This is a genomic window from Thiomonas sp. 13-64-67 (assembly GCF_002282795.1).
GTDB lineage: Bacteria > Pseudomonadota > Gammaproteobacteria > Burkholderiales > Burkholderiaceae_C > Thiomonas > Thiomonas arsenitoxydans.
Genome location: NZ_NCKP01000061.1, coordinates 1 through 12,347 on the forward strand (window position 1 = coordinate 1; position 12,347 = coordinate 12,347).

Sequence of the window (12,347 nt, forward strand, 5' to 3'; positions counted from 1 at the left end):
GCCCGGTGCCGACGGCACCTTGCAGGTATCGACCACCGAACGCAAGCTCGAACCCCGCACTCGTCTGGCCAATGTTTCGGTGCGCGGCGCTTTGACGACCGCGCTGAGCCAGTCCGGCGTACCTTCGCCGGTCGGTTCGCAACTGGTCAAGGTGTTCGCTCCACAGATCGACTTGCGCCGCAGCCTGCGCAAGGGCGATCAGGTGGCGCTGGTGTACGAGATGCAGACGCTCGACGGCCGCGAACTGCGCCCGGGCCGTCTGCTGGCGGCGGAAGTGCGCAGCCGTGGCGTGGTGTGTCAAGCGGTGTGGTTCGCCGCGCACGGTGATGCCGCCGGTGGCTACTACACCCCTGCCGGCCAGGGGCTGGAAAAAGCCTGGGCTTCTTCGCCACTGCCGGGCGCCAAGGTGACGTCGCCCTTCGGCATGCGCGTGCATCCGGTGAAGGGGCGGCGCGAAATGCATGAGGGCGTCGATTTCGCCGCGCGCATCGGCACTCCGGTGCCCAGCGTCGCCGAGGGCCGGGTGAAGTTTGCCGGGGTACAGAGCGGCTATGGCAATGTGATCAAATTCGAGACGGTCTACGCCCACTTGAGCAGCATCGCCGTCAAGCCGGGCCAGACCGTGAGCGAAGGCCAGAACATCGGCAAGACCGGCAATACCGGCACCTCCACCGGGCCGCATCTGCATTTCGAATTTCATGCCGCCGGGCGGCTGATCGATCCGCTGCGCATGGCCAGCTATGTGCCGCGGGGCAAACCTTTGCCGCCGGGCGAAAAAGCCTCGTTCTTCGCCGCCACCGCCGTGATGCGCACCCAACTCGCCCAGGCGGCTGGCAGTGACGACGCCGTGCGGCTGGCGCGTGTCGACTGAACCGGGCCTGTTCATCGGGCTCATGTCGGGCACCTCGCTCGACGGGGTCGATGGCGTGCTGCTTGAATCTGCGCCGGGCACGCCGCCTCGGGTGCTGGCGCATGCGGCGCGGGCATTTCCCGCCGGGTTGCGCGCTGAATTTTTCGCCCTCAACACGGCTGATTTCGACGAACTCCACCGCAGCGCCCTCGCCGCGCAGCAACTCGCCGATCTCTACGCCGAAGTCGTCGCCACCCTGCTGCGCGACAGCGGTGTGAGCGCCGCATCGGTTCGCGCCATCGGGGCGCATGGGCAGACGGTGCGTCATCGTCCCGATCTCGGCTACACCCTCCAGATCAATGCGCCGGCCTTGCTGGCCGAGCGTTGCGGCATTGCGGTGGCGGCCGACTTCCGCAGCCGCGACGTGGCGGCCGGCGGCCAGGGCGCGCCGCTGGTGCCCGCGTTTCATCGCGCCGTGTTCGCGGTGGCGGGCGCCGATGTCGCCGTACTTAACCTCGGCGGCTTTGCCAATCTCAGTCTGCTGTTTGCCGATGGCCACACCCTCGGTTTCGACACCGGCCCCGGCAACGCCCTGCTCGATTATTGGACGCAGCGCCATCTCGGGCAGCCTTACGACGCCCAAGGCGCCTGGGCGGCGGGCGGCGCGGTGCGGGCGGATTTGCTCGCGCAATTTCTGGCCGATCCCTACTTCTCGCGTGCCGCCCCAAAAAGCACCGGGCGCGACGACTTTCATCCGGCCTGGCTCGAACGCCATCTGTCGGCTCATGCGGCCCAAGCTTCGCCCCAGGATGTGCAGGCCACGCTGGCGGCATTGACCGCACACAGCGTGGCCGAGGCGTTGCGGCGCGCCATGCCCGGCGTTTGCGAGTTAGTGATCTGCGGCGGCGGCGCGCGCAATACCGACCTGCTAAGCCGCCTACAGCAGGCGCTCCCCGGCGTGACCTGCCGCCCGAGCGACCACAGCGGCATACCCGCCGAACAGGTCGAAGCCGCCGCCTTCGCCTGGCTGGCGCAGCAAACCTTGTTGGGCCTGCCGGGCAACCTGTCCGCCGTCACCGGGGCCGCTGGCCCACGGGTGCTCGGGGCGGTCTATCCGGCTTGAAACCAAAAAACCGCCTTCAAAGGCGGTTTCGGGGCGTTTTTAAGCCAGCCGAAGGCGTTCGCTCAAACCGAAAACGACGAGCCGCAGCCGCAGGTGGTGGTGGCGTTCGGGTTCTTGATGACGAACTGGGCGCCTTCGAGACCATCCTTGTAGTCGATCTCGGCGCCCACCAGATATTGCAGGCTCATGGCGTCGATCAGCAGGGTGACGCCGTTTTTCACCATCTGCGTGTCGTCTTCGTTCACCGCTTCGTCGAACGTGAAGCCGTACTGAAAGCCGGAGCAGCCGCCGCCTTGCACGAACACGCGCAGCTTCAGATCATTGTTGCCTTCCTCGTCGATCAGCTCCTTGACCTTGGCCGCCGCGCTGTCGGTGAACAGCAGGGGGGCGGGCGGGGCGGCCATTTCGGCGGTGGGGGCGGTATCAAGCATGGCGCTCATGGGGTACTCCTTTAAGTTGACATAATTTTAGTGCCGCGCAAGACCTTGTTCCCGTCTGCGGGTTTACAGCAAAAATCAGGGCAATACCGCCAGCCCGTCCAGCCCCATGTTTTCGGGCAGGCCGAACATCACATTCATGTTCTGCACCGCCTGGCCCGAGGCGCCTTTGGTGAGGTTGTCCTGAACGACCAGGATCACGGCCATGTCAGGGCGCGGCTTGTGTACCGCGAGCCGCAGGGTATTGGCGCCGCGCACCGAGCGGGTTTCAGGCGTGCTACCCGGGGGCAGCACATCGACGAAAGGCTCTTTCGCATAGAACGAGGCGTACAGCGCTTGCAGGTCGAGGGTCTGCCCGGCGGGCGTGAGGCGGGCCGACAAGGTGGCATGCATACCGCGAATCATGGGGGTGAGATGCGGCACGAACAGGCAGTCGACCGCGCTGCTGCCGGGGGGCGCGCCCGCGATGCGGCGCAGTTGTTCGTTGATTTCAGGCCCATGCCGGTGCCCTTTGACGCCGTAGGCCTTGAAATTGTCCGAAGCTTCGCTGAACAGCAGACCGATTTCCGTCTTGCGGCCCGCGCCCGAAACCCCCGAGGCGCAGTTGGCCATGAGGTGGGTGGCCTCCACGAGGCCGGGGGTGCGCAGCAGGGGGGCAAAGCCCAGCTGCACCGTGGTGGGATAGCAGCCGGGATTGGCGACGATACGAGCCTTGGCAATGGCCTCGCGGTGCAGTTCCGGCAGGCCGTAAACCGCCTCTTGCAGCAGATCGGGGCAGGCGTGCTCCATGCCGTACCACTGGGTGAACTCGGTCAGGTTTTGCAGGCGGAAGTCGGCGGCCAGATCGATAAGGCGCACACCGGCATCGAGCAGCCGCCGGGCCTGAGCCATGGCCACCCCGTGCGGCGTGGCGAAAAAGACGATGTCGCAGGTGTGCAGCGGTGCGTCGTCCGGCGTGGTGAAGGCAAGATCGACATGCCCGCGCAGGCTGGGGAACATATCGGCCACCGGGGTGCCCGCTTCCTTGCGCGAGGTGATGGCGGCCAGCTCGGCCTGGGGGTGGCGGGCCAGCAGCCGCAACAGCTCCACCCCGGTGTAGCCGGTACCGCCAACGATGCCAATGCGCAGACGTTTCATGGTGCTGGGCCCTCAAATGAAAGCAGACATCTTATGGTCTTTGTGCGACAGGGGGCGGGGAGCGACTGAGAGATTTGAAGAAATTTGCGGCACCCGGCCTCAGCTTTGCGACAATACGCGGCTAACCGACCCTGGCCACGAGCCAGGATGCCGATGAAATCCACCGTTCCATCTTCCCCATGAACCTTATTTCTGTTGCCCACGCGCAAGCTGCTGCCCCCGCACCCAGTGCAGGTTCCACCCTGATGAGCCTGCTGCCCATCATCGTGATGTTCGTCATCCTGTACTTCGTCATGCTGCGTCCGCAGATGAAAAAGCAAAAGGAACTGCGCGCCATGCTGGCCGCGCTGGCCAAGGGCGACGAAGTGGTGACCACGGGCGGCGTCGTGGGCAAGATCAGCAAAATCAACGACAACTATGTCACGCTAGAAATCGCCGCCAACACTGAGGTACTGCTGCAGCGCAACGCGGTGACCATGGTGCTGCCCAAGGGCACGATCAAGAGCGGCATCTGAGCGCGTCCATGCGTCCCTGTCGGCCCGCGCCTTCGCGGGCCCAACCGTGCAGGCCCGACTTGTGCGGGATTTTTATTTGAACCCGCGCCGCATCGGCGGGTGAAACGAGGTTGTTGTCATGAATCGCTATCCCTGGTGGAAATATCTCATCATGGTCGTCGTCCTGGTGGTTGGCGTGGTGTATGCGCTGCCCAATCTGTATGGCGAATCGCCCTCAGTGCAGATTTCAAGCACCAACGGCGGCAAGGTCGACAACGCCCTGCTGCTCAAAGGCGAGCAGATTCTGGACGCGGCTAACCTCAAGCCCGATTCGGCCGATTTCAACGGCGCCACGGTCAACTACCGCTTCAGCAACACCAGCGTGCAGCTCAAGGCGCGCGATGTTCTGGCCAAGGCGCTCAACCCCAATGCGGACGATCCGCGGTATGTGGTCGCGGTCAATCTGCTGTCGCGTTCGCCCGCGTGGCTGACGGCGCTGGGCGCTCATCCCATGTACCTCGGTCTCGACCTGCGCGGGGGCGTGCACTTCCTGCTGCAGGTGGACATGCAGGCGGCGGTGCACAAAAAGCTCGACTCGATTTCCGGCGAGCTGCGCCGCGATCTGCGCGACAAAGACGCGCGCTATACCAAGCTCGAACGCGTGGGCGACACCCTTCAGGGCGTTTTTGTCGATGCCAGCGCACTGAACACGGCCAAGGAACTCATCACCCGCCAGCATCCCGATTTGCAGCTGGCCCCGCAAGCGCCCGCAGGCCCCTACAGCCTCAGCGCCAGTCTGACGCCTGCCGCCGTGTCGCAGGAAGAAGACTACGCCATCAAGCAGAACATCCAGACCCTGCACAACCGCATCAACGAACTCGGCGTGGCCGAGCCCATCATCCAGCAACAGGGTCGCGACCGCGTGGTGGTCGAGCTGCCCGGTATTCAGGACGTGGCCCGGGCCAAGGACATTCTCGGCCGCACCGCCTCACTCGAAGTGCGCATGGTGGACGACAGCGCCGCAGCCCAGGCCGCGCTGGCCGGGCAGGGCCCGCTGCCCGCCGGCGACCAGATCTTTCCGGACCGCGATGGCGGCAAACTGGTGGTCAAGCGCGACGTGCTGCTGACCGGCGACAACCTCACCGACGCCCAGCCCGGCTTCGACCAGCAGACCAACGAGCCCGCGGTGTTCCTCACCCTCGACTCCAAGGGCTCCCGCATCTTCCAGCAAGTCACGCGGGAGAACGTGGGCAAGCGCACCGCCATGATTCTGTTCGACCGCGGCCGCGGCGAAATTATCACCGCCCCGGTGATCCGCAGCGAAATCGCCGGCGGCCGGGTGCAGATCTCCGGCCACATGACCGTGCAGGAAGCCAACGACACCGCGCTGCTGCTGCGCGCCGGTGCCCTGGCTGCGCCGATGAACATCATCGAAGAGCGCACCGTCGGCCCTAGCCTGGGGCAGCAGAACATCAGCCAGGGCTTCCACTCGGTGACCTGGGGCTTCGTTGCCATCGTCATTTTCATGTCGATCTACTACATGTTCTTCGGCGTGGTGTCGTCCATCGGTCTGGCGGTCAACCTGCTGCTGCTGGTGGCGGTGCTCTCCATGTTGCAGGCCACACTCACTCTGCCCGGCATCGCGGCCATGGCGCTGGCGCTGGGTATGGCCATCGACTCGAACGTACTGATCAACGAGCGCATCCGCGAGGAACTGCGCAACGGCGCCAGTCCGCAAAACGCGATTTTCCACGGCTACGAACGCGCTTGGGCCACCATCTTCGACTCCAACGTCACCACGCTGATTGCCGGGGTCGCGCTGCTGATCTTCGGCTCGGGCGCCATTCGCGGATTCGCCGTAGTGCACGTGCTGGGCATTCTCACCTCGATGTTCTCGGCGGTGTTCTTCTCGCGCGGCATCATCAACCTCTGGTATGGCCGCAAGCGCCGCCTGCACAGCATCTCCATCGGCCAGATCTGGAAGCCGCAAGCGGCTGAAGCCGCGGCGGGGGCGCTGTCGTCCGGCGCCGCGAGTGACGCGGTGAAAGCTGGAAAGCCGCTGGACGCACCCACACCGCGCACCACCAAGCCGCGCCGCAAGGTGCATTGATCCGCCGACGGCCCAAAGACTTCCGATTCAAGGCACATCATGGAATTTTTCCGTATCAAGCGCGACATCCCGTTCATGCGCAACGCGCTGACGTTCAACGTCGTCTCCGCGGTGCTGTTTGTCGCCGCGGTGTTCTTCCTCTTCACCCGCGGGCTCAATCTGTCGATCGAATTTACCGGCGGCACGGTGATGGAAGTCGGTTACAGCCAGGGGGCGAACATCGACGGCATCCGCGCCACCCTGAGCAAACTCGGTTACGCCGATGCGCAAGTGCAGGCCTACGGCAACGCCAATGATGTGGTCATCCGCCTGCCGCTGCACAAGGGCGAGACCAGCTCGGAGCAGAGCACCAAGGTCATGGCCGGGCTGCTGGCTGCCGATCCGCAGGCGCAGCAGCGCCGCACCGAATTCGTCGGCCCGCAGGTGGGGTCTGAGCTGGCCACCGATGGTCTCAAGGCGCTGGCGCTGGTGATCTTCGGCATCGTCGCCTATCTGGCGGTGCGCTTCGAGTGGAAGTTCTCGGTGGCGGCCATCCTCGCCAACCTGCACGACGTGATCATCGTGCTCGGCTTCTTTGCGCTGTTCCAGTGGGAATTTTCCCTGCCGGTGCTGGCGGCGGTGCTGGCGGTGCTGGGTTATTCGGTCAACGAGTCGGTGGTGATCTTCGACCGGGTGCGCGAAAACTTCCGCAAGTACCGTAAATACACCACGGTGCAGGTGATCGACAGCGCCATTACCAACACCATCAGTCGCACCGTCATCACCCACGGCTCGACGCTGGCGATGGCGTTTTCCATGTTCTTCTTCGGCGGCCCGGCGCTGCACTACTTCGCCTTGGCGCTGATCATCGGCATTTCGATGAGCATCTACAGTTCGGTGTTCGTCGCCGCCGCGCTGGCGATGTGGTTCGGCGTGAAGCGCGAAGACCTGATCAAGCCGGGCGGCAACAAGCCCAGCGACCGCAACGACCCGAACGCGGGCGCGGTGGTCTGAAATCAGCCGCCCACAAAAAAGCCAGCGTGAGCTGGCTTTTTTGTGGGCGCCGAGACGGTCAGTTGAAGTTGAAGCTGACCCCGGTCGTACCGTTGGCTTGGTTGTAGGCCGTGCTGTAATCCGCAGAAACAGTGCCTGCCGTGGTGGCTGAACCGAGATTGGTCCAGTTGAGCAGATTGGCGCCGTAGGGGTCGTCGGTGGCGCCGAGTGTGGTGCCCATATTGAGTAGGTACTGATCCACTCCGATCAGCGCCTTGTCGTAAGCATCTCCAGCCGTGGGAACCGCCGTGGCCAGAGCCAAGCCGCCCAGGCCGAATTGCCCGGCGATGTCTTGCAGCGAGGCGGTGTAGTTGGCGAGCGTCAGGCCACTGTTCGGGGTGATACGGGCCACGGCGAAAGTGGTCAGCGGGGTGATGTTGGCCGTGACCGTTCCGCCGCCGCCCACGTTCACCATGGCTTGCAGGCTGGCGTTCGTCGCCAGTGCGGCGTTACTGGCGCTGGCGGCGAGATTGAGCGCCGTGGAGGTCAGGCTGTTGAGCGCCTGCGAAGCGCCGTTGTAGCTATAGGTGCCGCCCACGACTTGCAGCAGGACCGGGCCGTAGAAGCTGGTGAGGTTCATGCTGAAGCTGCCGTCGGCCGCTGAAGGCACGTAGTCCAGCACAGTGCCATAGCTGGTGTACGGCGTCACCGTGGTGGTTAGCGGATTGCCCTGACCGTTGACGATGGCGTAGGCGCAGACATTGTTGGTGCCGTTGCCGTTCACCGGGCTGTTCGCCCCCATGAGCACCTGCCCTGTGACGGTCGAGCCGGAATAGTTGGTGTTGGTCGCACCGCCGCCGCAACCGGCGAGGGCGAGACTGGCCAGCAGGGCGGCGCCCAGGCTGATGCGGATGGGGGAAACTGGCATCGGAAATCTTTCAGGGAGGGGTTGGGCGAGTCGTGGCCGAAGCCGAGCGGCAGCAGTTAGCTCAATGCACCACGCGGTCTTCGGCTTCGACGAACAGCTCGTCGAGAATCAGGGCATCGGGCTCTTCGTCCAGACGCCAGAAAATCAACAGCACGATGGTTTTGAGATGCTCCAGCGGTAGCGGCTGCATGCCGGTGGCCAGCGCGCGCTCGATGGTGAGTTCGCGCAGATGCGGCTTGAGCACCCCGGCGCTCTCGAGAAAGTTGAGATAGCCGATGGCTTCCAGCCCCAGGCAGTCGAGCTCTTGCTGCGCGTAAAGACGAATGGCGTGTGCGCTCTGCTCGTGCTGGGTCTTGAGGCCGCCTACGGCGCTGTCGAGCCCGCGAAGCCAGTCGATGGCTTCGTGGATTTCGTCGCTCTCGAACCCAGCCGCGCTGAGTTTGCGCGTGAGCTGCCCGAACTCGGGGCAGGCTTCCGGATGCCAGTAGGACTCGTAGAGATACATGAGAATATCGAACATGAGGCCATTCTATGCATGACGCGATGACGGATTGTTTCGCGGTTTTCTCCCAGCATCAGGCCGGGTCAGGAGCACGCGAAGGGTGGCCGGATTTCAGGCGCGGGCGATGCGCTGAAAGCGGCCGCCGGGCAGGCGCGCGACCTGGCCCTCCAGCTCAAGTTCGAGCAGGCGCGCGCCCAGCCGGTCGGCAGGCCAGCCGGTGCGCGCGCTGAGATCGTCGAAGCTGCGGATGTCGTAGCCGAGGGTGCGCAGGATGTCGCATTCGGTGTCGCATTCGGGCGGGGCTTCCGCGGCGGGCGATGCGTCTGCCGTCGTGGTTTTCGCGGCGGGGCGCGCATCCCAGGCAAATTCCTCCAGCACGTCTTGCGCGGTTTCGACGAGCTTGGCGCCTTCGCGGATGAGACGGTGGCAGCCATGCGCCAGGGGGTTGTGGATCGAGCCGGGCATGGCAAAGACTTCGCGCCCCTGCTCGCCAGCCAGCCGCGCGGTGATGAGCGAACCGGAGTGCGTGGCGGCCTCGACCACCAGCACCCCGCGTGACAGGCCGCTGATGAGGCGGTTGCGGCGCGGAAAATTGCCCTTGGCTGGAGCGGTGCCCAGCGCAAACTCGGAGAGCAGCAGCCCGCGATCGGCCACGAGATGCGCCAGCTCTTTGTGGCGTGGCGGATAGACGCGGTCGCAGCCGGTGCCGAGCACGGCGATGGTCGAACCGGCGTGCTCGCCCGTCGCGGCCAGAGCGCCGCGATGCGCGGCGGCGTCGATGCCCAGGGCAAATCCTGACACGATAGTGGCCCCGGCTTCGCTGAAAGCTTGCGCAAACGCCTGGGCATCGCGCTCGCCCTGTGCGGTGGGGGTACGTGCGCCCACCATGGCCAGTCGCCGCGGGGCGCCCAGCAGGGCGGCGTCGCCCAAAGCGTAAAGCAAGGGCGGCGGATCGGTGATGTCGAGCAGGCTTTGCGGATAAGCCGGATCGTCCAGGGTGATGCAGGCCTGCCCCGGCTGGGCGGCCCATTCCAGGGTGCGGGCGATGAGGTCTTGGGTTTCGCGGTCGGGGTCGGTCAGCAGCGCCGAGGCGACGGCGGCGCTGACCACCCGAGTCAGCGCGGCGTGCGAGGCCTGGAAAATCAGCGACGGAGGCCCGAAGGCGCTGAGCAGTTGGCGCGCGGTGAGTGCGCCAACGCCCGGAGTCTGCATCAGCCGCAGCCAGTCGGCGAGGTCTTCAGGCGGCGTCATGCTCGACCGTGCCGAAGGCCGCTGCGGCGATCAGGGCTGGGTGAAGCGGTCGGCGACTTCAACCGGTTCGTCGGCCGACAGGATGAGCGCATAGGCCACATGCTTGAAGGTGCGAAACACCATCATCACGCCCACGCGGCGGTCGGGCAGTTCGATCTCGGGTTTGCCGGGCGCCGTCGAGTCTTTGACCATGCGGCTGTTGTGCCACAGCGCCAGCACGTCGCCGCGCTCCAGCCCGTCGTCGGCCCCGCGGTTGAGCGCGACCACGCTGTTCTTGGCCGCCATGCTCAGATCGCCGTAGATCGAAACAATGTCGCCGCTGATCGGCTTGGCCGGGGCGTGCGGGGTGTAGTTGAGGAATTCACGCGGCGGCGCGATGACCAGCCGGTCGCCCACGCCGACTTCACGCTCGATGCCATCGACCCGGAACACAGACACCGCATCCGGCCCGGAAGGCGGCTCGACGAGATTGGTCGTGCCAAGATATTCGGCCTGGTAGGCGATGATTTTTTTCGTGGCCGGATCGACCAGCGGCTTGGCCGGGCGATAGATCTGATAGCGCGTGGCTTTGCTCACATCACCGCGCACATAGACCTGCGTGCCGGGCGACGCCATGGTGTGTCCCTTGGGCAAGGCCACGATGCGCGGCGAGGCTTCGAGGGTATCGGGCTCGACGATCAGCGGCTGGGTGAGGAAGGGCGCGATGAGTTCTGGCGAGATGGTGGGAATACCTTCAGGCGGCAGCGGGCTGGATTCGACCTGCGGGTTGAGCTTCACCGTGGGAATGCCCTGGCTGTCACTGCCCATGGTGAGGCGGGCACGGCCGTTGGAAATGTCGAGAAACAGCACTTGCCCCGGAAAAATCCAGTGCGGGTTGCGGATCTGCTGCAGATTCATGCCCCACAGCTTGGGCCAGTCCCAGGGCTTGCGCAGGTACATGCCGGAAATTGCCCACAAGGTGTCACGCCGGTCTGCGCGGTCAGTTCAGCCTGGGCGCGCTGCGCCGGAGCCACCGGATAGCTGGGCAGGCCATGCAGCGCGGGCGCGTCGGCCGATGGGTTGGTGGCGCAAGCCCAGGGCGCCGCTGTGGCCAGCGCCAGCGCGGCAGCCAGAGCGCGGTAGCTCATACGACGCGAAAAAAGGTTGAAAGGGTGGTGGAAAGCCTGTCTCAGCATGGCGCAAAGTCCCCAGATCGAAACGGTGGCCACATCCGGCGCGGTGTGGTCTTTTGTGAATCTGCCCCCCGTGGAAATTTGCGATTCCAGGGCCCATATCTCAAAATTGTTGAGCACATTGTGCACGCAACACCTTGATGCGGCAATCAAATCACCGTTTGGTCGGCGTTTGGACGGGGCGGCAGTTGCAAGAATGTTGCGGGCGCGCCCGACCGACGGCGCGTGCAGAGTCGGCCACCCCCGTTTTTGCAATGGATAAAGCCTTTTCCATCGCAAATAACTAAAATGCGAGCCATGGAACAACTGACCATTCTTCAATATCCCGATCCGCGTCTTTACACCGTGGCCAAGCCGGTTGCGGCGGTCGATGAGCGGGTGCGCGCCCTGGTGGCGGCGATGTTCGAGACCATGTACGCCTCCAATGGCGTCGGCCTGGCCGCGACGCAGGTCGATGTGCACGAGCGCATCATCGTCATGGATACCTCGGAAGAGCGCAATCAACCTCTGGCGCTCATCAACCCGGAAATCGTGCGGCACAGCGCGGAAGACAAGGAATGGGAAGAGGGGTGCCTGTCCGTCCCTGGCATTTACGACAAAGTCACGCGGCCGGCCACGGTGCGGGTGCGCGCGCTGGACGCGCAGGGCCAGCCCTTCGAGATGGACGCCGACGGGCTGACCGCGGTGTGCATTCAGCATGAAATGGATCATCTGATGGGCAAGGTTTTTGTCGATTATCTCTCGCCGCTCAAGCGCAACCGGATCAAGACCAAAATGCTCAAACGGCAGAGGCAGGCCGCTTGAGCCAGGCCATGCCCGCTTCGTCTTCTGCGCGCCGTTTGCGCGTGGCGTTTGCCGGCACGCCGGAGTTCGCCGCGGTGGCGTTGCGCGCCGTTCTGAGCGCGGGCTATACCGTGCCTCTGGTGCTGACCCAGCCCGACCGCCCCGCGGGCCGCGGCATGAAACTGCAGTCCAGCCCGGTCAAGCAAGTTGCTTCGGCGGCGCAAATTGAGGTCATTCAACCCCAAGGTCTGCGACTGGACGGGCGCTATGCCGAACAGGCCGCGCAGGCACACGCGGCGTTGCGCGCCGCCCAGGCGGACGCGCTGGTCGTGGCGGCCTACGGCCTGATTCTGCCGACGTCGGTGCTGACGCTGCCGCGATTGGGCTGCTTGAACATTCACGGCTCGCTGCTGCCGAGGTGGCGTGGAGCAGCCCCTATCCAGCGGGCGATCGAGGCAGGCGATGCGCAGACGGGCATCACCCTGATGCAGATGGACGCGGGGCTCGACACGGGCGACATGCTGCTGGAGCAGGCCCTGCCGATTGAATCCACCGACACCGCGTCCACCCTGCACGACAAACTCGCCG

14 protein-coding genes are annotated in these 12,347 nt (G+C 65.0%); 7 read left to right on the forward strand and 7 right to left on the reverse strand.

The genetic code is table 11. The features are described from left to right. Both B7X30_RS12850 and B7X30_RS12855 read left to right on the forward strand, forming a co-directional pair. A partial coding sequence (locus tag B7X30_RS12850) for a M23 family metallopeptidase (protein WP_286731017.1) occupies positions 1-871 on the forward strand: 871 nt, incomplete at its 5' end. After that, entirely contained in the window at positions 861-1,973 is a 1,113-nt protein-coding gene (locus tag B7X30_RS12855; protein ID WP_286731019.1) for an anhydro-N-acetylmuramic acid kinase, read from the forward strand. The genes B7X30_RS12850 and B7X30_RS12855, both read left to right, overlap by 11 nt. Before the next feature lie 62 nt (positions 1,974-2,035). Here the strand turns inward: B7X30_RS12855 and erpA are convergent, their stop codons facing one another. Further along, positions 2,036-2,413, reverse strand: a complete 378-nt coding sequence (gene erpA / locus B7X30_RS12860; protein WP_013104241.1) for an iron-sulfur cluster insertion protein ErpA — start codon at positions 2,411-2,413, stop codon at positions 2,036-2,038. A gap of 75 nt (positions 2,414-2,488) precedes the next feature. Then, a complete protein-coding gene (gene argC / locus B7X30_RS12865; protein WP_286731023.1) occupies positions 2,489-3,547 on the reverse strand; it encodes an N-acetyl-gamma-glutamyl-phosphate reductase in 1,059 nt (352 codons plus the stop codon). A gap of 179 nt (positions 3,548-3,726) precedes the next feature. Here argC and yajC point away from each other — a divergent pair, with 179 nt between their 5' ends. The 3 genes from yajC to secF all read left to right on the forward strand — a co-directional run bounded on the left by yajC (position 3,727) and on the right by secF (position 7,144). After that, on the forward strand, positions 3,727-4,062 hold the full coding sequence (gene yajC / locus B7X30_RS12870) for a preprotein translocase subunit YajC (protein WP_286731025.1): 336 nt from the start codon (positions 3,727-3,729) through the stop codon (positions 4,060-4,062). A gap of 118 nt (positions 4,063-4,180) precedes the next feature. Beyond that, positions 4,181-6,151: a protein translocase subunit SecD gene (gene secD / locus B7X30_RS12875; protein ID WP_286731027.1), complete on the forward strand. Its 1,971-nt coding sequence runs from the start codon at positions 4,181-4,183 to the stop codon at positions 6,149-6,151. 39 nt (positions 6,152-6,190) lie between these two features. Beyond that, entirely contained in the window at positions 6,191-7,144 is a 954-nt protein-coding gene (gene secF, locus B7X30_RS12880; protein WP_013121899.1) for a protein translocase subunit SecF, read from the forward strand. Positions 7,145-7,202: 58 nt separating this feature from the next. On the opposite strand, the gene B7X30_RS12885 is transcribed toward secF, so the two are convergent. The 5 genes from B7X30_RS12885 to B7X30_RS12905 all read right to left on the reverse strand — a co-directional run bounded on the left by B7X30_RS12885 (position 7,203) and on the right by B7X30_RS12905 (position 10,931). Next, a complete protein-coding gene (locus tag B7X30_RS12885; protein WP_286731030.1) occupies positions 7,203-8,051 on the reverse strand; it encodes a hypothetical protein in 849 nt (282 codons plus the stop codon). Positions 8,052-8,112: 61 nt separating this feature from the next. Then, positions 8,113-8,571: a Smg family protein gene (locus B7X30_RS12890; RefSeq protein WP_013104248.1), complete on the reverse strand. Its 459-nt coding sequence runs from the start codon at positions 8,569-8,571 to the stop codon at positions 8,113-8,115. 93 nt (positions 8,572-8,664) lie between these two features. Next, positions 8,665-9,804, reverse strand: coding sequence for a DNA-processing protein DprA (dprA, locus tag B7X30_RS12895; protein ID WP_286731033.1), 1,140 nt, complete (start codon positions 9,802-9,804; stop codon positions 8,665-8,667). Between the two features lie 30 nt (positions 9,805-9,834). Continuing rightward, positions 9,835-10,743: a LysM peptidoglycan-binding domain-containing protein gene (locus B7X30_RS12900; RefSeq protein WP_286731035.1), complete on the reverse strand. Its 909-nt coding sequence runs from the start codon at positions 10,741-10,743 to the stop codon at positions 9,835-9,837. Then, on the reverse strand, positions 10,698-10,931 hold the full coding sequence (locus tag B7X30_RS12905) for a hypothetical protein (protein WP_286731038.1): 234 nt from the start codon (positions 10,929-10,931) through the stop codon (positions 10,698-10,700). The genes B7X30_RS12900 and B7X30_RS12905 overlap by 46 nt, the downstream gene beginning before the upstream one ends. Positions 10,932-11,273: 342 nt before the next feature. Here B7X30_RS12905 and def point away from each other — a divergent pair, with 342 nt between their 5' ends. Both def and B7X30_RS12915 read left to right on the forward strand, forming a co-directional pair. Beyond that, complete coding sequence (gene def, locus B7X30_RS12910) at positions 11,274-11,780, forward strand: peptide deformylase (protein ID WP_232054255.1); 507 nt, start codon at positions 11,274-11,276, stop codon at positions 11,778-11,780. Between the two features lie 35 nt (positions 11,781-11,815). After that, a partial coding sequence (locus B7X30_RS12915) for a methionyl-tRNA formyltransferase (RefSeq protein ID WP_286731039.1) occupies positions 11,816-12,347 on the forward strand: 532 nt, incomplete at its 3' end.

Coding starts and splice junctions, on each gene's coding strand:
- erpA (WP_013104241.1), bottom strand. CDS start 2,413: ATGAGCGCCATGCTTGATACCGCCCCCACCGCCGAAATGGCCGCCCCG.
- argC (WP_286731023.1), bottom strand. CDS start 3,547: ATGAAACGTCTGCGCATTGGCATCGTTGGCGGTACCGGCTACACCGGG.
- yajC (WP_286731025.1), top strand. CDS start 3,727: ATGAACCTTATTTCTGTTGCCCACGCGCAAGCTGCTGCCCCCGCACCC.
- secD (WP_286731027.1), top strand. CDS start 4,181: ATGAATCGCTATCCCTGGTGGAAATATCTCATCATGGTCGTCGTCCTG.
- secF (WP_013121899.1), top strand. CDS start 6,191: ATGGAATTTTTCCGTATCAAGCGCGACATCCCGTTCATGCGCAACGCG.
- B7X30_RS12885 (WP_286731030.1), bottom strand. CDS start 8,051: ATGCCAGTTTCCCCCATCCGCATCAGCCTGGGCGCCGCCCTGCTGGCC.
- B7X30_RS12890 (WP_013104248.1), bottom strand. CDS start 8,571: ATGTTCGATATTCTCATGTATCTCTACGAGTCCTACTGGCATCCGGAA.
- dprA (WP_286731033.1), bottom strand. CDS start 9,804: ATGACGCCGCCTGAAGACCTCGCCGACTGGCTGCGGCTGATGCAGACT.
- B7X30_RS12900 (WP_286731035.1), bottom strand. CDS start 10,743: ATGTACCTGCGCAAGCCCTGGGACTGGCCCAAGCTGTGGGGCATGAAT.
- B7X30_RS12905 (WP_286731038.1), bottom strand. CDS start 10,931: ATGAGCTACCGCGCTCTGGCTGCCGCGCTGGCGCTGGCCACAGCGGCG.
- def (WP_232054255.1), top strand. CDS start 11,274: ATGGAACAACTGACCATTCTTCAATATCCCGATCCGCGTCTTTACACC.